Genomic DNA, 21,784 nt, shown 5'->3' with positions numbered 1-21,784 from the left:
TCGCAGACGGGTGGGCCAGGGGTCAAGGCGTCTCCCCCGCCGGCCGTCAACGCCGACCACGCCACCCTTGTCGATGTTTACGTAAACATCGACAAGGAGCGCGGCCCCCTCCGGACGCCGCAGTCGAAGCTGATGTCCGATTTAAACCCTAAATTGTTTACGCAAACATCGTTCGGCGATGATGTCATCAGCCTTATGGGGCGTCAAGGTATCGGCCAACGGGAAGGCAGCACGACCACCAACTACCGCTGCCGGTCGGTGCCGCTGACCGGCTTCGGGAGGGGGAGACGTTCTGCAGGCCAAGGGGCATCGACACACCTGGTCCTCCGGCGGAGGATGGGACGCATGGACGACGCGTACACGGTGGGCGATCCTGACGGCCTCTCCCCGCTGCTGCGGGAGATCCGCGACGCGGTGGCCCGGGAGCTGCACGCCCAGCTCGCCCTGCGGGCCGAGCGCCTCGACCTGGCCAACGTGCCGGAGGTCGCCTACCAGGTGACCCTCGGTGTCGACCGGGTGCTCACCGGTCGGCTCACTCCACCCCGGCGTACGAGTGCAGGCCGGTGAAGAAGAAGTTCACCCCGAACAGGTTCATCAGCACGGTCAGGAAGCCGAGCACCGCGATCCAGGTCGCCACGTTGCGCTTGACGCTGGGCGTGGCCCGGGCGTGCAGGTAACCGGCGTAGACCACCCAGGAGATGAACGCCCAGGTCTCCTTCGGGTCCCAGCCCCAGGCCCGACCCCAGGCCGCCTCGGCCCAGATCGCGCCCGCGATCACCGCGAACGTGAAGATCGGGAACGCGAAGGCGTGCAGGGCGAAGGTCAGCCGCTCCAGGTCGGCCGCCCCGGGCAGCCGCCGGGCCAACGTGTAGGGGAAGCTGCGCCGCCCCTGCTCGTAGCCGTTGCGCAGCAGGAACGACACCGCCGGCACCACGCCCAGCAGGAAGATGCCGGAGGAGAAGACGATCGTCGACACGTGGATGATGAACCAGTACGACTGGAGCGCCGGCATCAGCGGCACCACCGGGACATAGAGCTTCAGCTCGGCGAAGGCCAGCAGCAGCACCATGACCAGGGTGAGGAACAGCCCGAGCCGGCGCAGCGCCGGTCGCTTCCAGAGCACCACGAGCCAGGCGGCGGTCCCGATCCAGGTGACCGTCAGCACGAACTCGTACATGTTGCCCCAGGGCATCCGGTCGGCCGCGATCCCCCGGGTGACCAGCGCGCCGAGGTGCAGCGCGGCGGCCAGCACGGTGAGCCCGGCGGCGATCCGCCCGGCCAGCCTGGCCCGCCCGGCCGAACGGCTCCGGCGGGTCGGCGGCGGCGTGCCCGCAGGGGCGTCGGCCACCGGGCCGTCGACCTTGTCGACGCCTGCGCCACCGACACCCGCGCCGACCAGCTCCCGGGCCGGTGCGACCCGGGCCGACACCGCGCGGACATTGCCCAGGGCGTACTCGACGGCGTGGCTGATCATCGCGATCAGGTACACCAGGATCGCGAACGTCACCAACTGGTCGGAGACTGCGGACATCACTCGACTCCCTCTCGCGCCCGCCGGTCGGGCCGCCCGTCGTCGCGTACCGCAGCGACGAGCTGCGCGAACTCCTCGGCGAACCCCGGATGATCGGTGCGCGGCAGCCCACCGGCCGACACCAAACTACTACCGCCCGTCGGAGATCCACTGTCGGGGGGCGTCACCCGGAACCAGACCCGCCGCCGCCGGCCGAACAGCGAGCCCATCAGCCCGACCAGCAGCACCACGCAGGCGCCCAGCATCAGCTTCTCGCCCGGGTCGTGCCGGACGGAGAGGGTGATGTAGCGCTTGGTGCCGAGGAATTCCAGCTTGCTGCCGTCGTCCAGGGTCCACGTCTCGCCCGGGGCGAGCTTCTTGTCGCCCACCTGCGTGAGCTTGCCGCTGGTCACCTGACGCTGGTCGAGTTGGTAGACCGAGCCGGGGATGCCGGCGTCCAGCCCCAGGTTTCCCCGGTAGGCGGCCAGCACCACCGCCGGGTTGCGCTCCTCGGGGAACCGCGACGACACGAACGGCGCGGTGTCCGGGGCGGTCGGCAGATAGAGCCCCTCGAAGGCGACCTGCTGGTTCGCGTCCCGGCGGCCGGTCACCGGGTCGACGTTGGCGTCCGGGAAGGCGGCCACCCCCTCGCTGGTGAGGTTGGCGTCGCCGCTGGTCAGAAACGGCACCGTGCTGGTCTGGCTGCGACCGTACCGGTCGGTGTACTTCAGGATCGGGGCGTAGCCGTGGCCCAGCAGGTAGACGTTGGCCGAGCCGAGCCGCAGCGGCGAGTTGACCGCGAAGTCGGCGGTGCGCCGGTCCGAGCCGTCCGGCCGGTCCACGGTCACCGTCGCGCGGTAGCTCGCCGGCTGCCCGGACGGCAGGAACCGGGCGTCGAACCCGTCCAGGGTCAGGCAGAACGGCGGCAGGTCGGCGCTGTCGACGCGCGGGCCGAGCTTCGCCTCGGCGTACTGCTGGCGGGTGTTGCAGAACGCGTTCTCCGCGCCGGCCACCAGCAGCTTGTTGCCGTGCCAGCCGTACCACGAGCCGAGCGCGACGCCGATCAGCACGGCGACCAGCGAGGTGTGGAACAGCAGGTTGCCGGTCTCCTTGAGGTAGCCCTTCTCGGCGGAGACCTCGTTGCCGCGCACCTGCACCCGCCAGCGGCGGCGGCGCAGCACGGCGGCGATGGCCGCCGGATCGGCGGCGGCCGGGGCCTCCAGCACGGTGTGCTGCGGCAGCCGGTCCAGCCGTTTCGGCGCGGCCGGCGGCCGGGCCCGCAACGCGCGCAGGTGGTCGCGCATCCGGGGCAGGATGCACCCCACCAGCGAGGTGAACAGCAGCAGATAGATGGCGGAGAACCAGACCGAACCGAACACCTCGAACGCGCCGATCCGGTCGAGCTGCGGGGCCAGCTCCGGGTGCTCGACGAAGTACCTGTCGACGTTCTCCGGGTTGACCCCCCGCTGCGGCAGCACCGAGCCGGGAATCGCCGCGACCGCGAGCAGGAACAACAGGATCAACGCGGTACGCATGCTGGTGAGCTGCCGCCACGAGTTGCGCAGCAGGGCGAGCAGCGGGTTCGGCCGGCGGGGGGCCTCGGCGGGTGGGCTGGCCGGCCGGTCCTCGACGGTCGTCATCAGATGCTCACCTCGCCGGGTCCCACGGTCGTCTGCAACCAGATCACGAAGTTCTGCCAGCCCCCGGTGACCAGCGCCAGGCCGATCAGGATCAGCAGCACCCCGCCGATCCGGGTGACCCACCGGCTGTTGCGCCGGACCGCGCGGAACACCCCGAGCAGCCGGTGGAAGCCCAACCCGAAGACCACGAACGGCAACCCCAACCCGAGGCAGTACGCCACCGCCAGCACCACCGCCCGGTCGGTCTGCCCACCGGTGGCGGCCATCCCGAGCACCGCGCCCAGCGTCGGGCCGGTGCACGGCATCCAGCTCAGCGCGAACACCGCGCCGAGCACCGGCGCACCGAGCAGCCCGGCGGCGGGCAGCCGTTGGATGCGTAGTTCCCGCTGCATGCCGGGGAGCACGCCCAGGTAGCTCAGGCCGAGCAGGACGATCAGCGCGCCGATGACGACCTGGAAGGTGCGCTCGTAGTCGAAGAAGATCCGGCCGAACCCGGCGAAGAGGATCGCGGTGGCGGTGAAGACGACGGTGAAGCCGGCGATGAACAGCAACGTCCCGGCCAGCACCCGCCCCTTGACCGCCGCCGCCGGCCGGGTCGCCGCCCGGGTCGCGACCGCCACCCCGCCGTCCGGGCCGCCACCGGACGCCGGGTCGCCGTCGGCCGGGTCCGGCTCGCCGGTCGAGGCAGGGTCGCCGCCGGCCGGGACGGGGCCGCCGCCGGTCGGGGTCGTCCGGGCGCGGCCCTCCAGGTCGGTGCCGGCCAGCCCGGTCACGTACGACAGGTAGCCGGGCATCAGCGGCAGCACGCACGGGGACAGGAAGCTGACCAGCCCGGCCAGCGCCGCCGCGCCGATGGCCAGCAGCAACGGGCCGGACTGGGCGAGTTCGCGGAACGTCTCGCCCATCAGCGGGAACCGGTGGACGCCGGCTCTTCGGCGGCGATCCGCTCGACGATCGGCCGCAGGCCGTCGGTGGTGACGGCGGCCCGGATCACGGTGGCGATCCGGCCCTGCCGGTCGAGCACGACGGTGGCCGGGATGGTGTTCGGCGGGATGTCCAGCGCCAGCGCCAGCCGGCTGGCCGGGTCGAACAGGCTCGGGTAGGTGACCCGGCCCTCCTCGAAGGCGATCGCCTTGTCCCGGCTGTCCTGCACGTTGATGCCGAGGAAGGTCACCCCGGAGCCCTTGGTGGCCTGGTAGGTGGCCTCCAGGTCGTCGGCCTCGGCGCGGCAGGGCGCGCACCAGGAACCCCAGAAGTTGAGCACCACCACCTGGCCCCGGGCCTGCGAGGTGTCGTACCCGCCGCCGGTGAGCAGGTCACCGGCGATCTTCGGGGCGGTGGAACGTTGGTCGGGGGCGCACTCGACGATGCCGCCGTTGTTGGCGCACCGGCTCTCGTCGGTGCCGGAGGTGCAGCCGACCAGCGCCGCCCCGGCGGTGACGGCGGCGAGCAGGACGGCCAACGGCCTCCGGAGACGCATCTCAGGCCCCCTTGGCCGTCCGGGCTGTCGCGGACATCGCGATCAGGTGGGCGGCCGGCTCGGAGTAGCCGATCCCGACCACCTTGGCCCCGTCGAAGTGGAAGGAGGTGAGGCTGGCCAGCCCGCACTGCCGGCGGCGCGGGTCGTGCCAGAGCCGCTTGCGCTCGACGTAGCGGCGCAGCGTCCAGATGGGGAGCTGGTGGGAGACGATGACCGCCTCGCGCCCCTCGGCCGCCACCCGGGCGGCGTGCAGGCCGGCGAACATCCGCTCGGCGATGGCCCGGTAGGCCTCACCCCAGCTCGGGGTCACCGGGTCGCGCAGCACCCACCAGTTACGCGGGTCGCGGAACGAGCCGTCGCCGGGCGAGACCTTCTTGCCCTCGAACCAGTTGGCGCTCTCGATCAGCCGCTCGTCCACCCCGACCGGGAGCCCGAACTGGCCGGCGATCGGTTCGGCGGTCTGCTGGGCGCGTTCCAGCGGGCTGGCCACCACGTGCACGACCTCGCGCTCGGCGACCGCCTGGGCGGCGGCCTTGGCCATCTGCACGCCCAGCTCGGACAGCCGGAAGCCGGGCAGCCGGCCGTAGAGGATCTGGTCCGGGTTGTACACCTCGCCGTGCCGCAGCACGTGGACGACGGTCTTGCTCATTGGTTTACCCCCCGTGGCCTGCCGCTGCCGCTGCTGTCGCCGCGCCGGGCAGGGCGGCGGCGATGTGCTCCAGGGCGGCGTCGTCGAGCGCCGCCGACACGAACCACGACTCGAACGCGCTCGGCGGCAGATAGACGCCGGCGGCGAGCATCGCGTGGAAGAACGCCTTGAACGCGGGCACCTGCTGGGTGCGGGCGCTGTCGTAGTCGACCACGTCGGCGTCGGTGAAGAAGATCGAGAACATGCTGCCCGCGTACGACAGGCGGTGCGGGACCCCGGCGGCGGCCAGCGCGTCGGCGGCCAGCCTACCCACGGCGGCGGCCGTGTCGTCGAGCTTGCGGTAGAGCGCGTCGTCGGCCAGCCGCAGGGTGGCCAGGCCGGCGGCGCAGGCCAGCGGGTTACCGGAGAGGGTGCCGGCCTGGTAGACCGGGCCGGCCGGGGCGAGTCGGGACATGATCTCCGTGCGCCCGCCGAAGGCCGCGGCGGGCAGCCCGCCCCCCATCACCTTGCCGTACGTCCACAGGTCGGCATCCGACGGGTCGAGGCCGTGCCAGCCGGCCCGGGAGACCCGGAACCCGGTCATCACCTCGTCGACGATGAGCAGCGCGCCGTGCGCGTGGGCGATGGCCGCGAGCCGGGAGTTGAAGCCGTCGCGGGGGGCGACCACGCCCATGTTGCCGGCGGCGGCCTCGGTGATCACCGCCGCGATGTCCGGCCCCTGCGCGGCGAAGGCCGCCTCGACGGCGCGCACGTCGTTGTAGGGCAGCACGATGGTGTCGCCGGCCGCCGCGCCGGTGACCCCGGGCGAGTCGGGCAGGCCGAGGGTGGCGACGCCGGAGCCGGCGGCGGCGAGCAGCCCGTCGGAGTGCCCGTGGTAGCAACCGGCGAACTTGATGATCTTGGACCGGCCGGTGAAGCCCCGGGCCAGCCGGATCGCCGACATGGTCGCCTCGGTGCCCGAGTTGACCAACCGGACCTGCTCGACCGGGGTGCGGTCGACGATCTCGGCGGCCAACTCGACCTCACCCGGGGTGGGGGTGCCGAAGCTGGTTCCCAGGGTGGCGGCCTCCCGGACCGCCTCGACCACCTCGGGGTGGGCGTGACCCAGGATCAGCGGCCCCCAGGAACAGACCAGGTCGACGTAGCGTCGCCCGTCGGCGTCGTACATCCAGGGACCCTCCCCCCGGACCATGAAGCGCGGGGTGCCACCGACGGCACGGAACGCGCGCACAGGGGAGTTCACCCCGCCGGGCACGATGGCCCGGGCGCGGTCGAACAGGGCCTCGGAGGCCGGTGCGTCGGCCGGGTAGCGGCCGGTGCCGGCGGAAAAGGTATCGGTCACGATGCGGCCATTGTGTCAGCGCCCGGTGGTGAATCCGCAGGCACCCCGGGGCCGGGTTACCCGGCTCACCCCGCTCGGCGGAGCCGGACGACCACTCGTCGGCACCCCGGGCGGCACGGCGGATCGCCTCATCGGGCCGGGTCGCCGGGATCGCGATAGGCTGACCCGGTGGATCGTGCCGAACTGTCCATCACGGTACACCGGACGGGCGACGAAGTGGTGTTGCGCCTGGCCGGTGAGATCGACATGCTCACCGCCGCCCAACTGTCGACCGTCGTCAACGAGGTGCTCGCCGATCCTCCGCCGCGCATCGTGCTCGACCTGGCCGGGGTGACCTTCTGCGACTCGCAGGGGCTGGGCACCCTGGTGGTGCTCAGCCGCAAGGCCAGCCACTCCCAGTGCCTGTTGATCCTGAGCAACGTGGGCGACTTCCTGCTCCGCGTCCTCGACATCACCGGCCTGCGCTCCGCCCTGATGATCCGCAACGAGACGACCCCCTCCGGCTGACCGGTCGGCGCAGCCACAGAGCGCACCGCCGGTCGGCCGACCCGGGCGTCACGTCCTTCAGCCGACCCGGGCGTCGCGTCCTTCAGCCGACCGGGGTGTCGCGGCGGCGGAAGGACGCGAAGCCGGCCGCGCAGAGCACCCCGGCCAGCGCGGTCAGGGTCAGCAGCGGGGTGGCGCTCCAACCTGCGCGCAACACCTGCGGGGTGTGGGTGAACGGCGACAGGTCCAGCAGCCACTGGCTCAGCTCCAGCACCGCGCCGAGCTGACCGAGCAGCACCACCACCGCGAGCACCGCCCAGGCCGTCGCGGTGAACCGGGGCAGCAGCCCGTACAGCAGCACCGCCAGGCCGGCCAGCACCCAGGCCGCCGGCACCTGCGCCAGGCCGGCACCGAGCATCCGGGGTAGCTGACCCGGCACGTCACCCACGCTCAGCCCGTAGGTCAGGCCGGTCGTCAGGCCGGCCAACGCCAGCACCACCACCGGCCCCAGCAGGGCGAACACCAGGTGCGAGGCGAGCCAGGCCGACCGGTGCACGCCGGTGGCCAGCAGCGGCTCGACCCGCCCGGCGGCCTCCTCCGACCGCATCCGCAACGCCGCCTGGATGCCGTATCCGGCGGCGGCCAGCCCGGCCAACCCCAACGACGCCCCCAGGTACGCCTCGGCCAGCCCGGACGCGCCGCCCAACCGGGCCATCACCTGCGCCAACGCGGCGTTGCCGGCGACCGACCGGCCGGCCGCCTCGGCGGCGCCACCGAGAACCAACCCGAGCAGACCGAAGCCCATCGACCAGCCCAGCAGCTGCCCCCGGTGCAGCCGCCAGGCCAACCCGAACGGACCGGACAACATCCGCCCGGCCCGCGCCGGGCCCGGCCGCGACGGCAGCACGCCGGCACCGAGATCCCGCCGCACCGACACCGGGTACGTCGCCACGGCCAGCAGCACGGTCAGCGCGACCGGCAGGGCCAGCACCCACCAGCGCTCCCCCGCGTAGGCGCGGATGCGCGGGGCCCAGCCCAGCGGGGAGAGCCAGCTCGACCACCCGTGGTCGGAGGTGTCGCCGACCAGTCGGAGCGCGAACGCCACCCCGAGCGCCCCGACGGCGATCCCGCGCGCCCCACCGGCGGTCGCGGTGAGCTGGGCGGCCAACCCGCCCACCGTGGCGAAGACCACCCCCACCAGCGCCGCCGACAGCCCGTACGCCAGTGAGCCGGCCGCCGGCAGCCCGGTGGCGGCCAGCCCGGCGGCGGTGAGCAGGCCGAGCAGCAGACTGGCCGCGTACGTCACCAGCAGCGCGGCGGTGAGCCCGGCGTACCGGCCGAGGACCGTCGCGCCGAGCAGCTCCCGCCGACCGGCCTCCTCCTCGGCGCGGGTGTGCCGGACGACGGTGAGCAGGGCGGCCAGCCCGACGATCACCTGGAGGAAGCCACCCCGCTGGGCGGTCAGCGCGCCGACGCTGTCGCCGTAGACCGGGCCGAGCAGGGCCACCACCGAGGGGTTGCGGGCGGTGCCGGTGGCGTACGCGGTCCGCTCCGCGTCGGTCGGGAACAGCGCGAGGAAGCTGCCCGCGTACGACACCGGCAGGACGGTCAGCAGCAGCACCCAGAGCGGGAGGACGATCCGGTCCCGGCGCAGGATCAGCCTGGCCAGGTGACCGGTGCCGGTGAGGGTGCTCATCGCCGTACCCCGGTGGGCCGGTCGTTGCCCGGCGCTGCGCCACCCGGCCGTTCACCGGTCGGGCCGTCGGCGTGCGGGCTGTCGGCGTGCGGGCCGTCGGCGTGCGGGTCCTCGGCGTGCGGGCCCTCGGCGTGCGGCCCTTCACCGGTCGACGCGGGGGGCGCGGCGGCGGGGGGCGCGGCGGGGGGCGTTTCGTAGTGGCGCAGGAAGAGTTCCTCCAGGGTCGGTGGCTGGCTGACCAGGCTGCGGACGCCGATCTCGGTGAGCCGGCGCAGCGCGGCGTCGAGCGCGGCGGTGTCGACGTCGAAGCGGACCCGGTCGCCGTCCACCCGCAGGTCGTGCACGCCGGGCAGGGTGTCCAGGCCGTCCACCGGGCCGGCCAGCTCGGCGTCGATCGCGGTGCGGTGCAGGTGGCGCAGCTCGGTCAGGGTGCCGGTCTCGACGTGGCGACCGTTGCGGATGATCGTCACCCGGTCGCAGAGCGCCTCCACCTCGGCGAGGATGTGGCTGGACAGCAGCACGGTGCGGCCGTCGCGCCGGGCCCGGTCGATCCAGTGCTGGAACACCTCCTCCATCAGCGGGTCCAGCCCGGAGGTGGGCTCGTCGAGGATGAGCAGTTCGACGTCGGAGGCGAGCGCGGCGACCAGGCCGACCTTCTGCCGGTTGCCCTTGGAGTAGGTGCGCCCCTTCTTGCGGGGGTCCAGCTCGAACGACTCCAGCAGCTCGGCCCGGCGTCGCGGGTCGAGCCCGCCGCGCATCCGCCCGAGCAGGTCGATCACCTCCCCGCCGGAGAGCTGGGGCCACAGGGTGACGTCACCCGGCACGTACGCCAGGCGGCGGTGCAGGGTGACCGCGTCGCGCCACGGGTCGCCGTCGAGCAGTCGGACGGCCCCCGCGTCCGCCCGCAGCAGCCCGAGCAGCACCCGGATGGTGGTCGACTTGCCGGCGCCGTTCGGGCCGAGGAAGCCGTGCACCTCGCCGGCCCGGACGGTCAGGTCGAGCCCGTCCAGGGCCCGGGTGTGGCCGAAGGTCTTGACCAGTCCGGTCACCGCTATCGGGGTTTCCATAATTCAGAAGCTACGCTCGTTTCACAAAGTTGTGAAGCATGTGTCCGGTGCGGCACCATCGCCTGCGTAACCGACACCCCGAGGAGCACCGAGCCGATGCCTGACGACCGCCAGCCAGGCCATGACGACGAGGTCCACCTCTTCGTCGAACGGATGGCGATGGCCTTCGCGGACGTCGGCTTCCCCCGGATGGCCGCCCGGGTGCTGTTCGCCGTGATGAGCGCCGACGGGCCGCTGACCGCCGCCCAGATCGGCGAGTTGCTGGGCGTCAGCGCGGCGGCCGTCTCGGGCGCGGTGCGCTACCTGACCCAGTTCGGGATGCTGGTGCGGGAGCCGGTCCCCCGCTCCCGCCGGGACCACTACCGGCTGCCGGACAACCCGTGGTACGAGGGGACCATCACCAAGACCGGCCTCTACAAGAACTTCATCGACATCGCCGACGCGGGCGTCGACGCGCTGGGCGGTACGGGCACCCCGGGCGGCGAGCGGGTGGCCGAGATGCGGGACTTCTTCCTCTTCGTCCAGGAGGAGATCGACTCGCTCGGCGAACGCTGGCGGGTCCGCCGCGCCGCCACCGGCCACGCCGGCCCGCCCCCGGATGAGGCCGACCGCCGCTGAGGCCGACCACGGCCGACCGTCGTTGCAGGCGGGCGACCCTCGTGGAGCTGGCCGACCACGACTGAGCGGGTCGACCACGACTGAGCGGGTCGACCAACCGCGCCCGTGACGACCCGTCGGTCAGGCGGTGTTGCCCCAGCGGGCCTGTTCCAGGATGTCCAGGGCGCGCTGTCGGGCCTCCGGGTCGTCCTCGACCCGCAGCAGGGTGGTCGCCTCGTCCACCGCGTCGGTGAGCACCCGCCACTGGGCGTCGCGCTCGCGCACCACGTCGGACTGCGCCGCCAACTGCCGGGTCTTCACCCACAGCTCCACGAACACCGACACCTTCGCCCGCAACACCCACGGGTCGAACGGCTTGGTCAGGTAGTCCACCGCCCCGACCGCATAGCCGCGCAGCGCCAACTGGGCGTCCCGGTCGGCGGCGGTGAGGAAGATGATCGGCACGTGCCGGGTCCGCTCCCGGCGCTTGATGTGACTGGCCGTCTCGAAGCCGTCCATGTCCGGCATCTGGGCGTCCAGCAGGATGACCGCGAAGTCGTCCACCAGCAGTTGCTTCAGCGCCGCCTCACCGCTCTCCACGGCAACCGACTGCACCGGGAGTCCCTGGAGGATCGCCTCCAGGGCCATCAGGTTCTCCCGACGGTCGTCGACCAGCAGCGCCTTGGCAGTCTGGGTCACGAATTCTCCTTGTCTCGACTGCCGCTGATCCAGGACGCCATCCGCTCGATCAGCCCGTCCAGGTCCACCGGCTTGGTGATGTAGTCGCTACCCCCGGCCGCCAGCGCCGACTCCCGGTCGCCGGGCATCGCCTTCGCGGTGAGGAAGACGATCGGCAGGTCCGCGAAGCGGTGGTTACGGCGGATCTGCCGGGTCGTCTCGTAACCGTCCTGGTCGGGCATCATGGCGTCCATCAGCACGATGTCCACCTCCGGATGCTCGGCCAGCACGCGGACACCGTCCGCGCCGTTGTCCGAGTAGAGCACGGTCATCCCGTGCAGTTCCAACGCGCTGGTCAACGCGAACACGTTGCGTACGTCGTCGTCGACGATCAGCACGGTGGCGCCGTCCAACTGCCGGGTGGCCGGGGCCTCCGGCGCGGCCAGCAACTCCATCGGCGGCATCAGCAACGACGCCGGCAGGCCCGCGCGCTGCGGCGACGGCGACTGCGGCGCCACCACCGCGTCCGGCGCCAGCACATCGGGTACGAAGAGGGTGAACGTCGAACCCTGCCCCGGTGCGGAGGTCACGGTGATCGTGCCGCCGATCAACCGCGCCAGGTCCCGACTGATCGACAGGCCCAGCCCGGTGCCGCCGTAACGCCGGCTGGTGGTGCCGTCGGCCTGCTGGAACGCCTCGAAGATGATGCTCAGCTTGTCGTCGGAGATGCCGATGCCGGTGTCGATCACGGTGAAGGCGATCACCTGGCGGGCGTTGGTCAACGCCGGCACGTCGAACACCGCGTTCTCCGCCGCCGGGGCGATCCGCAGGGTGACCGCGCCGTTGTCGGTGAACTTCACCGCGTTGGAGAGCATGTTGCGCAGGATCTGCTGCAACCGCTGGGCATCGGTCACCAACGCCGGGGGCAGTTCCTTGGCCACCCGCACCTGGAAGTCCAGGCTCTTCTCCTCGGCCTGCGGGGCGAACGCCTGCTCCACGTAGCTGCGGATCTCGGCGAACCGGATCTCGGTCGGCTCGACGTCCATCCGACCGGCCTCGATCTTGGACAGGTCCAGGATGTCGTCGATCAGGCGCAGCAGGTCCGAGCCGGAGCCGTGGATCGTCCGGGCGAACTCGATCTGCTTCGGGGTGAGGTTGCGCTCCGAGTTCTCCACCAGCAACCGGGCCAGCAACAACAACGAGTTCAGCGGGGTACGCAGCTCGTGGCTCATGTTGGCCAGGAACTCCGACTTGTAGGCCGACGCCCGGGTGAGCTGCTGCGCCTTCTCCTCCAGGCCGAGGCGGGCCAGCTCGATCTCCCGGTTCTTGGTCTCGATGTTGCCCTTCTGCTCGCTCAGCAGCTTCGCCTTGTCCTCCAGCTCGGCGTTGGTGCGTTGCAACTCCGCCGACTGGTCCTGCAACTCCAGCGCCAGCCGCTGCGACTGGGCCAGCAACTCCTCCGTACGCCGGTTGGCCTGGATGGTGTTGACCGCGACGCCGATGGTGAGCACCAGCCGCTCCAGGAACGCCAGGTGCAGCTCCGAGAAGCGGGCCACACTGGCGAACTCGATCACCCCGAGCAGTTCGCCCTCGAACAGGATCGGCAGCACCACCAGGTCGGACGGAAGCGTCTCGGCCAGCCCCGACCGCAGGGTGATCCGCCCGTCGGGCAGCGCGTTGAGCCGGATCGTCCGGCGGGACAGCGCCGCCTGCCCGACCAGCCCCTCACCCGGCCCGAACGTGACGTCGTGCCCCCGGGCCACATAGCCGTACGAGGCGGTCAGCCGCAGCCGCATCACCCCCTCGGAGGTGTCCGCGAGGAAGAACGCGCCGAGCTGCGCGTCGACCAGCGGGGTCACCTCCATCATGATCATGCGGCAGACCTCGCCCAGGTCCCGCTGGCCCTGGAGCAGGCCACCGATGCGGGCCAGGTTGGAGTCCAGCCAGCCCTGCTCGGCGTTCTTCTTGGTCGTCTCCCGGAGGGTGACGATCATCTGGTTGATGTTGTCCTTCAGCTCGGCGACCTCGCCCTGCGCCTTGACCGCGATCCGCTGGGTGAGGTCGCCCCGGGTCACCGAGGTGGAGACCTGGGAGATCGCCCGGAGCTGGGTGGTCAGGGTGGAGGCGAGCTGGTTGACGTTCTCGGTGAGATCCCGCCAGGTGCCGGAGACCCCCTTCACCTGCGCCTGACCACCGAGCTTGCCCTCGATGCCGACCTCACGGCCCACCCGGGTCACCTCGTCGGCGAACGAACTCAACTGGTCGACCATCGTGTTCACGGTGTTCTTCAGCTCCAGGATCTCGCCCTGCGCGTCCACCGTGATCTTCTGACCGAGGTCGCCCTTGGCCACCGCCGTGGTCACCGAGGCGATGTTGCGGACCTGGCTGGTGAGGTTGGACGCCATCGAGTTCACGTTGTCGGTCAGGTCCCGCCAGGTGCCACTCACGCCCTTCACCTGCGCCTGGCCGCCCAGCTTGCCCTCGGTGCCGACCTCACGGGCCACCCGGGTCACCTCGTCGGCGAACGAACTCAACTGGTCGACCATCGTGTTGACCGTGTTCTTCAACTCCAGGATCTCGCCCTGCGCGTCCACCGTGATCTTCTGGGACAGGTCACCCTTGGCGACCGCCGTCGAGACCTGCGCGATGTTGCGGACCTGGGAGGTCAGGTTGGACGCCATCGAGTTGACGTTGTCGGTCAGGTCCCGCCAGGTGCCGGCGACCCCGCGTACCTGGGCCTGGCCGCCGAGCTTGCCCTCGGTGCCGACCTCACGGGCCACCCGGGTCACCTCGTCGGCGAACGAACTCAACTGGTCGACCATCGTGTTGACCGTGGACTTCAGCTCCAGGATCTCGCCCCGGGCGTCGACGGTGATCTTCTGACTCAGGTCGCCCTTCGCGACCGCCGTGGTCACCGAGGCGATGTTGCGGACCTGGCTGGTGAGGTTGGACGCCATCGAGTTCACGTTGTCGGTCAGATCCCGCCAGGTGCCACTCACGCCCTTCACCTGGGCCTGGCCGCCCAGCTTGCCCTCGGTGCCCACCTCACGCGCCACCCGGGTCACCTCGTCGGCGAACGACGAGAGCTGATCCACCATCGTGTTCACGGTGTTCTTCAGCTCCAGGATCTCGCCCTGCGCGTCGACCGTGATCTTCTGCGACAGGTCGCCCCTCGCCACCGCCGTGGAGACCTGGGAGATGTTGCGGACCTGACTGGTCAGGTTGCCGGCGAGCTGGTTGACGTTCTCCGTCAGGTCCCGCCAGGTGCCGGAGACCCCGCGTACCTGGGCCTGACCGCCGAGCTTGCCCTCGATGCCCACCTCACGCGCCACCCGGGTCACCTCGTCGGCGAACGACGACAGCTGATCCACCATCGTGTTCACGGTGTCCTTCAGCTCCAGGATCTCGCCCTGGGCCGCCACGGTGATCTTCTGGCTCAGGTCGCCCCTCGCCACCGCCGTGGAGACCTGCGCGATGTTGCGCACCTGCGAGGTCAGGTTGGACGCCATCGAGTTGACGCTGTCGGTGAGGTCCTTCCAGGTGCCCGCGACGTTCGGCACCTCGGCCTGACCGCCGAGCTTGCCCTCGGTGCCCACCTCACGGGCCACCCGGGTCACCTGCTCGGCGAAGAGCCGCAGCGTGTCGGTGAGCGAGTTCATCGTGTCCGCCAACTCGGCGACCTCGCCGCGCGCGCCGACGGTGATCTTCTGCGACAGGTCGCCCCGGGCCACCGCCGTCGCCACCTGCGAGATCGACCGCACCTGGCCGGTCAGGTTCGACGCCATGGTGTTCACCGAGTCGGTGAGGTCCTTCCAGGTGCCGGCGACACCCCGCACGTCCGCCTGACCACCCAGCTTGCCCTCGGTGCCCACCTCACGGGCCACCCGGGTCACCTCGTTGGAGAACGACGACAGCTGCCCCACCATCGTGTTGACCGTCCGGCCGATCCGCAGGTACTCACCGCGCAGCGGACGGTCGTCGATCTCCAGCGCCATGTGCTGGGAGAGGTCACCGTCGGCCACCGCCATGATCACCCGGGCGATCTCGGTGGTCGGCCGGCCCAGGTCGTCGATCAGCGAGTTGACCGCCCGCTGGCCCTCCGCCCAGGAGCCGTCCAGGCCCTCCTCGTCGAGACGCTCGGTCAGCCGGCCGTCCCGGCCCACCACCCGGCTGATCCGACGCAGGTCCAGGTGCTGCCGCTCCTGGAGCGACACCACCTCGTTGAAGGCGTCCGCCACCTCACCGGCGGCACCCGCGCGCCGGGGCAGCCGTACCTTGAAGTCACCCCGGCCGACCCGCCGCAGCGCCTCCGACAGCTCACCGAGGAGCGCGTCATGCTCGGAAGCGGACACGTCCGCCGTCACCGACTGTTTCGCGGTCATCTTTCCTCGCTCAGCTTGGAGGGCCCCCGGCGTACCGACACGCCGACTTCCCCTCATTGTGCCCGCGTCCCCACCCGGGCCGGGGACGCGACGTGCCCGGCGTATCCCGAGCCCATGCCGCGACCGCCACGACGGCGGCACCGCAGGCGAACGTCGCCCGGCCCGGCCCGGCCCGGCACCGACGCCGGAGGCGGACGTGGCGCCACCCCGACGGCGCCACCGCAGGCGAGCAGGACACCCGCCCGGCACCGGCAGACCGGACCCGGTGAAGGGTGTGACAGCGACGTGCCGATCGGTGCGCGGGTGTGACGGTGCGTGGTCCGGCTTGGCACCTGGCCGGCGGCGGTAGAGGATACGGGGGTGTCAACGGAGCCGGGGGCCGGGACAGACGCGGGACGGGACGAGCACGTCCGGCGGGTCCGGCTGCCCGCCGACCGGCGCACCCCCGCCGCCGCCCGCGCGGTGGTCCGCTCCGTGCTCGCCGAGGCGGACCTCGACGAACTGCTCAACGAGGCGCTGCTGCTCACCACCGAGCTGTCCACCAACGCCGTCGAACACGCCCGCACCGAACTGGACATCGAGGTCGTCGCCGACCGGATCGGCCTGACCGTCACCGTCTCCGACTTCGCCGCCGGGCCGGTCGACGAGCTGGTCGTCGGCATCCGCAACGACACCGACCAGATCGGCGAGGTCTCCGCCCGGGGGCGGGGGCTGCTGCTGGTCGACCACTTCGCCAGCCGCTGGGGCACCACCTACCTGCCCACCGGCAAGGGCGTGTGGTTCCGGCTGGACCGCGACGGCGACCACGGCGCCGGGCCACGCTCCCCGTACCCGACACCCGGGCAGGCCGAGAGCGACCCGGCGACCACCGCGCCGAGCGCCGCCGCGATGAGCGAACTGACCCAGACCAGCCCCGACCCGTACGCCGACGAACCCCTGCCCGAGTTCGCCACCGACCTGCTCACCCGGGTCGCCGAGATGGTGGGCGCGGCCGGCGGGGTGATCCGGCTCGACCGGGGCGAGGGAGAGGGCCCGCAGGTGCTGGCCCGGTACGGCCGCCAGCCGCGCCCCGGCAACGAGCTGTTACGGGTGCCGCTGGCGGTGCACCGACCGTACGGCGGGGAGCTGGAGCTGGACGCGGCACCGTCGGCGTACGCCCGGCCGCTGGCCGTCCTCGCCGCCGAACGGCTCTCGCTGCACCTGGAGAACGATCGGCTGCGCCGCGCCGCCGTCCGCCGCTCGGCCTGGCTGACGTTCCTCGCCGAGGCGAGCGAGCTGCTCGCCCAGTCGCTCGACGTCGACCTGACCATGGCGCTGATCCCGCAGCTGGTGGTGCCCCGGCTGGGTCAGTGGTGCGCGGTGCACACCACCGACGAGTGGGGCCGGCTCAACCTGGCCGCGTCCAGTCACGCCGACGAGTCGGTCCTGCCCCAACTGCACAAGGTGCTCCAGGAGACCGGCCCGGACTCTGTCCAGGCCCGGCTGCGTGAGGCGTCACGCACCGGGTCCCAGGTGCCGCTCGGCGGGCCGATGGAGGGGTTCGCCGTTCCGCTGGTCGTCCGCAGTCAGAAGCTCGGCACCCTGGCCGTGGGGCGACACCAGCGGCACCGGCACGACCCGGACGAGGTGGCGGTGCTGGAGGACGTGGCGCGGCGGGCCGGTCTCGCCATCGAGAACGCCCGCATCCACGCCGAACGACGTCGGGTGGCGCAGACCCTCCAGCAGTCGCTGCTGCCGCCCGTGCTCCCGGTCGTCGAGGGCGTCGGCTTCGCCGCCGAGTACGTCCCGACCGGCGACGAGGCCGAGGTCGGCGGCGACTTCTACGACGTGGTGCCGCTGCCGGACGGGCGCTGGCTGGTGGTGGTCGGCGACGTGTCCGGCAAGGGGGTGCAGGCGGCGGCGGTGACCGGGCTGGTCCGGGACGTGATCCGGGTGCTGGTCGGGGACGGCAAGCCGCTGCCGGAGGCGCTGTCCCGGCTCAACGAGACGCTTGTCGAGCGGGGCGGTGGGCGGTACTGCACGCTCGCCCTGGCGGCGGTCGGGCCGGGCGACGGCGGCCGGCTCGACGTCTCGTTGCACCTGGCCGGGCACGACCGACCGGTGCTGCTGCACGGTGCCGGTGGGGCGAACTTCGTCGGGGTCGGCGGAACCGCGCTCGGTCTGCTCGACTCGATCACCTCACCGGCGGCGGAGGTCCTACTCGCGCCGGGCGATGCGCTGATCTTCTATACCGACGGGGTGACCGAGCGACGGCGCGGCCGGGAACTCTTCGGCACCGAGCGGCTCCGGGAGGCCGCCGCGCCACTGGCCGGCTACTCCGCCGACGTGGTGGCGGCGCGGCTGCGGGCCACCGCGATCAACTTCTCGGTCGAGTCCCCCCGCGACGACATCGCCATCCTGGTCCTGCGCAACGACGCCCTCTGAGCGGCCGGCCTCTTGATCCACTCCATTTCGTCTCAATAGCGGTGTCGAGCGCATCGGATACCGCAATTGCGCTGACAATGAGTCGATCATCGAGCTGGCAGCCGGGGCAGGGGCCGGGGCCGGGGCGTCATGTGGTGCGCGGGCTGTCAGAGGCCGCCAGGGAGGCGGCCGGGGGCAAGTCGGCGGTGCGGGTCGAGGTGCTCCTTCGCCTCCCGCAGCCGGGGGATCACCGCCGCCTCCCCCCACACGTCGACCTCGCGACGGACCGCCGACGGGGCGGCCACCACCACGCACCGGCCCCGGCGGGCGAGCAGCACCCCCCGGACGGCGGCCAGGATGCCGGCCACCCGGTCGACGGCGAACGACCCGGGCAGCGCGGCGTGCACCACGCCCACGCCTGCGGAGCCACGCACCGACAGGGGCGTGCCGGCGGCGTCGCGCAGCGCATAGACGGCGGCGTGCAGGTCCTTGGCCGGGGCCTCGACCCGCAGCGCGGTGTCGCCCGGGGCGAACGGGTAGCGCCGCCACCAGGCCGGGGCGTACGGGGCGACGCTCGCCGCACCGCCGAGCACGGCCAGCAGGCGGTCCGCCCGCTCGGCCACCTCGGACCGACCGCCCTCCAGCAGGACCGTCAACTCACCGGCGCTGCCCCGGACGGGCAGCGGATCGGGCCGTCGGCCGGCCATCGCGGGATGGTTGGCGCGGGCCGACGCCTCGGCGGCGGACATCGGTCGACCGGGCGGCCCCGACGTCGCGCCCGCCGCCGGGGCGGCGACCGGACGCGGCGGGGACCCGGTGGCCGGCAGGTCCAGCTCGACGGCCGCCGGGTCGAGGTCGGCGGCGAACACCGCCCGGACCAGGTCGTGCACCTCCAACGGGCTCCACACCGGCCGGGACACCCAGACCTGGCTCGTCGGGAGTGCCTGCGCCCGCAGCGTCGCCGAGACGAGCACGCCCAGCCCGCCCTGCGAGCCGCAGAGCAACCGGCCCAGGTCGAGACCGACGGGTGGGGTCGCCCCGGACAGCTCCGCGGCGCTGCGGCCGGCACTGACCAACTCGCCGTCGGCGTTCAGCCAACGCAGGCCGACGAGCTGCTCGCAGGCGGTGCCGTACCGGTGCCGCAGCGGGCCGGACTCGTCGGCGGCGAGCACCCCACCGAGGGTGGCCCCGGGTGACGGCGGGTCGAGGGCCAGCCGACGGCCGGCGCGTTCCAGGGTGGCCTGCACGGCCCGCAGCGGGGTGCCGGCACCCACCTCGACCACCGGGGAGGCCGCCGAGGAAGCCGCCGACGAGGCTGCCGGCTGGTGGCCGACCCCGGCGAGCCGGCCGGTGTCGAGCATAATGTCGACCCGGGCCGGCACGGCACCCCAGTCGATCTTCGTGCCGGCGCCCCGGGGCACCACCGACAGGTCGTGCCGGGCGGCGAGCCGCAGCACCTCGGCCGCCGCCCGGGGCCCGCCCGGGACGGCCACCCACCGGGCGAGCCGACCGGCGACCTCGTCGGCCGCGCCCGCGAACCGGGCGAAGGAGGGACCGCAGATCTCGGCCAACCGCCGGGTGATCTCCGCTGCACCGATCGAACCCGCTCCCGTCGACATGGCAGTCATCGTACACATGTTCTAAAAGGGTGGGTGGCGATTCGGCCGCGCCGCGCAGTGCGACGGGCCGGTAACGTGGCGGCGTGACCACCGAGACCACCCCGCCCGTCGCCCGACAGGTCCCCGCGGAGCGCACCCACCACGGCGACACCGTCGTCGACGAGTACGCCTGGCTGGCCGCCAAGGACGACCCGGCGACCATCGCCCACCTGACGGCCGAGAACGCCTACACCGAGCAGCGCACCGCGCACCTGGAAGCGTTACGCGGCACGTTGTTCGCCGAGACCCGGCAGCGCACCCAGGAGACCGACCTGTCGGTCCCCACCCGCAAGGGCGGCCACTGGTACTACACCCGCACGATCGAGGGCCAGCAGTACGGCGTGCACTGCCGCCGCCCGGTCCGCGACGGCGAGACCGCTCCCCCGGTCAGCGCGGACGGCGCCCCGCTCGACGGCGAGGAGGTGCTGCTCGACGGCAACCAGCTCGCCGAGGGGCACGACTTCTTCTCCCTCGGCGCGTTCGACGTGAGCCCCGACGGGCGCTGGCTGGCCTACTCGACGGACTTCTCCGGCGACGAACGCTTCACCCTACGGATCAAGGACCTGAGCACCGGCGAGCTGCTCGGCGACGAGGTGCCCGACACCTTCTACGGCACGGCCTGGTCGGCCGACGCGACCGTGCTGTTCTACATCACCGTCGACGAGGCGTGGCGGCCGAACCGGGTGTGGCGGCACACCGTCGGCACCCCGTCGGGCGAGGACGTGGTGGTGCACCTGGAGGACGACGAGCGGTTCTGGGTGGGCGTCGAGCTGACCCGCTCCGAGCGGTTCGTGCTCATCGACAGCACCAGCAAGGTCACCAGCGAGGTTCGGGTGATCCCGGCCGACAACCCGACCGGCGAGCCGGCGGTGATCGCCCCCCGCCGGCAGGGCGTGGAATACAGCGTCGAACACCACGGCCACCGGTTCCTGATCCTGCACAACGACGACGCGGAGGACTTCGCGCTGGCGTACACCTCGGCGGACGCCCCCAGCGACTGGGTGCCGCTGATCCCGCACAGCCCCGGCACCCGGCTGGAGTCGGTCGACGCGTTCGCCGACCACCTGGTGGTCTCGCTGCGCAGCAACGGGCTGACCGGCCTGCGGGTGCTCCCCGTCGGCGGCGACGGCCACGACATCGAGTTCCCCGAGCCGATCCACAGTGTCGGGTTGGACGCCAACCCGGAATACCGCACCCGGCAGCTCCGGTTCCGCTACACCTCGCTGGTCACCCCCGACTCGGTCTACGACTACGACCTGGTCACCCGGGAGCTGACGCTGCGTCGCCGCAAACCGGTGCTCCCCGGGCCGGACGGTCGCGCGTACGACCCGGGCGACTACGAGCAGCACCGCGAGTGGGCCCTCGCCGACGACGGCACCCGGGTACCGATCTCGCTGGTCTGCCGCCGGGACACCCCGCGTGACGGCTCCGCCCCCGCCGTCATCTACGGGTACGGCTCGTACGAGGCCAGCATGGACCCGTGGTTCTCCATCGCCCGGCTCAGCCTGCTCGACCGGGGTGTCGTCTTCGCCGTGGCGCACATCCGGGGCGGCGGCGAACTGGGCCGCCGCTGGTACGACGAGGGCAAGCTGCTGGCCAAGAAGAACACCTTCACCGACTTCGTCGCCTGCGCCCGGCACCTGGTCAAGGCCGGCTGGACAGCCAGCGACCGGCTGGTCGCCCGGGGCGCCTCGGCGGGTGGCCTGCTGATGGGCGCGGTCGCCAACATCGCCCCGGACGCGTTCACCGGGATCGTCGCGCAGGTGCCCTTCGTGGACGCGCTCACCTCGATCCTCGACCCGTCGCTGCCGTTGACCGTCACCGAGTGGGAGGAGTGGGGCAACCCGCTCGCCGACCCGGAGGTGTACGCGTACATGAAGTCGTACACCCCGTACGAGAACGTCACCGCCGCCGACTATCCGGCGATCCTGGCGGTGACCAGCCTCAACGACACCCGGGTGCTCTACCACGAGCCGGCCAAGTGGATCGCCCGGCTGCGCGCGGTGGCCCCGCAGGGCGACTACCTGCTCAAGACCGAGATGGGTGCCGGCCACGGCGGCCCCAGCGGCCGGTACGACGCCTGGCGTGAGGAGGCGTTCGTCAACGCCTGGATCCTCGACCGGCTGGGTCGGGCCTGACCGCCGCCGCCGGTCCCCCGCCGGGCCGGGGCCGGTCCCCGGGCTGGCGGGCGGTTGC

Annotated in this window: 16 protein-coding genes; 5 read left to right on the top strand and 11 right to left on the bottom strand. The window is 72.4% G+C overall.

Annotated features, from left to right (window positions below):
• The first annotated feature begins 345 nt into the window (after positions 1–345).
• Complete coding sequence (locus GA0070216_RS12355) at positions 346–567, top strand: hypothetical protein (RefSeq protein WP_091244237.1); 222 nt, start codon at positions 346–348, stop codon at positions 565–567.
• On the opposite strand, the gene ccsB is transcribed toward GA0070216_RS12355, so the two are convergent.
• Genes ccsB through hemL form a run of 6 tightly spaced genes read right to left on the bottom strand, consistent with a single transcriptional unit; the run spans position 533 to position 6,621 of the window.
• Positions 533–1,531: a c-type cytochrome biogenesis protein CcsB gene (gene ccsB, locus GA0070216_RS12350; RefSeq protein WP_091244234.1), complete on the bottom strand. Its 999-nt coding sequence runs from the start codon at positions 1,529–1,531 to the stop codon at positions 533–535. The genes GA0070216_RS12355 and ccsB overlap by 35 nt on opposite strands.
• Complete coding sequence (gene resB, locus GA0070216_RS12345) at positions 1,531–3,150, bottom strand: cytochrome c biogenesis protein ResB (protein WP_091244230.1); 1,620 nt, start codon at positions 3,148–3,150, stop codon at positions 1,531–1,533. The genes ccsB and resB overlap by 1 nt, the downstream gene beginning before the upstream one ends.
• Positions 3,150–4,055, bottom strand: coding sequence for a cytochrome c biogenesis CcdA family protein (locus tag GA0070216_RS12340; protein WP_091244226.1), 906 nt, complete (start codon positions 4,053–4,055; stop codon positions 3,150–3,152). The genes resB and GA0070216_RS12340 overlap by 1 nt, the downstream gene beginning before the upstream one ends.
• Positions 4,055–4,630, bottom strand: a complete 576-nt coding sequence (locus GA0070216_RS12335; protein ID WP_091244223.1) for a TlpA family protein disulfide reductase — start codon at positions 4,628–4,630, stop codon at positions 4,055–4,057. Before GA0070216_RS12335 ends, GA0070216_RS12340 begins: the two co-directional genes overlap by 1 nt.
• Before the next feature lies 1 nt (position 4,631).
• Positions 4,632–5,279: a histidine phosphatase family protein gene (locus GA0070216_RS12330; RefSeq protein ID WP_091244220.1), complete on the bottom strand. Its 648-nt coding sequence runs from the start codon at positions 5,277–5,279 to the stop codon at positions 4,632–4,634.
• Between the two features lie 4 nt (positions 5,280–5,283).
• Positions 5,284–6,621, bottom strand: a complete 1,338-nt coding sequence (hemL, locus tag GA0070216_RS12325) for a glutamate-1-semialdehyde 2,1-aminomutase (protein ID WP_091244217.1) — start codon at positions 6,619–6,621, stop codon at positions 5,284–5,286.
• A gap of 168 nt (positions 6,622–6,789) precedes the next feature.
• Here hemL and GA0070216_RS12320 point away from each other — a divergent pair, with 168 nt between their 5' ends.
• Positions 6,790–7,128, top strand: coding sequence for an STAS domain-containing protein (locus tag GA0070216_RS12320; RefSeq protein ID WP_091244213.1), 339 nt, complete (start codon positions 6,790–6,792; stop codon positions 7,126–7,128).
• Positions 7,129–7,210: 82 nt separating this feature from the next.
• Here GA0070216_RS12320 and GA0070216_RS12315 read toward each other — a convergent pair whose 3' ends face one another.
• Together GA0070216_RS12315 and GA0070216_RS12310 are read right to left on the bottom strand one after the other, a co-directional pair.
• Positions 7,211–8,803 (bottom strand): ABC transporter permease, encoded by a 1,593-nt coding sequence (locus GA0070216_RS12315; RefSeq protein ID WP_091244210.1) that lies wholly within the window; start codon positions 8,801–8,803, stop codon positions 7,211–7,213.
• Positions 8,800–9,870: an ABC transporter ATP-binding protein gene (locus GA0070216_RS12310; protein WP_091244205.1), complete on the bottom strand. Its 1,071-nt coding sequence runs from the start codon at positions 9,868–9,870 to the stop codon at positions 8,800–8,802. Before GA0070216_RS12310 ends, GA0070216_RS12315 begins: the two co-directional genes overlap by 4 nt.
• A gap of 96 nt (positions 9,871–9,966) precedes the next feature.
• Between GA0070216_RS12310 and GA0070216_RS12305 the strand changes: the two genes are divergently transcribed.
• A complete protein-coding gene (locus tag GA0070216_RS12305) occupies positions 9,967–10,488 on the top strand; it encodes a GbsR/MarR family transcriptional regulator (protein ID WP_091244202.1) in 522 nt (173 codons plus the stop codon).
• 120 nt (positions 10,489–10,608) lie between these two features.
• Here GA0070216_RS12305 and GA0070216_RS12300 read toward each other — a convergent pair whose 3' ends face one another.
• On the bottom strand, positions 10,609–11,166 hold the full coding sequence (locus GA0070216_RS12300; protein WP_091244200.1) for a response regulator: 558 nt from the start codon (positions 11,164–11,166) through the stop codon (positions 10,609–10,611).
• Positions 11,163–15,527, bottom strand: a complete 4,365-nt coding sequence (locus tag GA0070216_RS12295) for a HAMP domain-containing protein (RefSeq protein ID WP_091244196.1) — start codon at positions 15,525–15,527, stop codon at positions 11,163–11,165. The genes GA0070216_RS12300 and GA0070216_RS12295 overlap by 4 nt, the downstream gene beginning before the upstream one ends.
• Before the next feature lie 360 nt (positions 15,528–15,887).
• Here GA0070216_RS12295 and GA0070216_RS12290 point away from each other — a divergent pair, with 360 nt between their 5' ends.
• Complete coding sequence (locus GA0070216_RS12290) at positions 15,888–17,951, top strand: SpoIIE family protein phosphatase (RefSeq protein ID WP_091244189.1); 2,064 nt, start codon at positions 15,888–15,890, stop codon at positions 17,949–17,951.
• Between the two features lie 146 nt (positions 17,952–18,097).
• Here GA0070216_RS12290 and GA0070216_RS12285 read toward each other — a convergent pair whose 3' ends face one another.
• Entirely contained in the window at positions 18,098–19,549 is a 1,452-nt protein-coding gene (locus tag GA0070216_RS12285) for an FAD-binding oxidoreductase (protein WP_342670719.1), read from the bottom strand.
• An 83-nt stretch (positions 19,550–19,632) separates the two neighbouring features.
• On the opposite strand from GA0070216_RS12285, the gene GA0070216_RS12280 reads away from it, so the two are divergent.
• Positions 19,633–21,726, top strand: a complete 2,094-nt coding sequence (locus GA0070216_RS12280; protein ID WP_091244184.1) for a S9 family peptidase — start codon at positions 19,633–19,635, stop codon at positions 21,724–21,726.
• The last annotated feature ends 58 nt before the right edge of the window (positions 21,727–21,784 follow it).

The sequence above is a fragment of the Micromonospora matsumotoense genome (assembly GCF_900091525.1).
In the GTDB taxonomy this organism is placed as follows: Bacteria; Actinomycetota; Actinomycetes; order Mycobacteriales; family Micromonosporaceae; genus Micromonospora; species Micromonospora matsumotoensis.
This window is presented reverse-complemented; position numbering and strand designations above follow the sequence as displayed.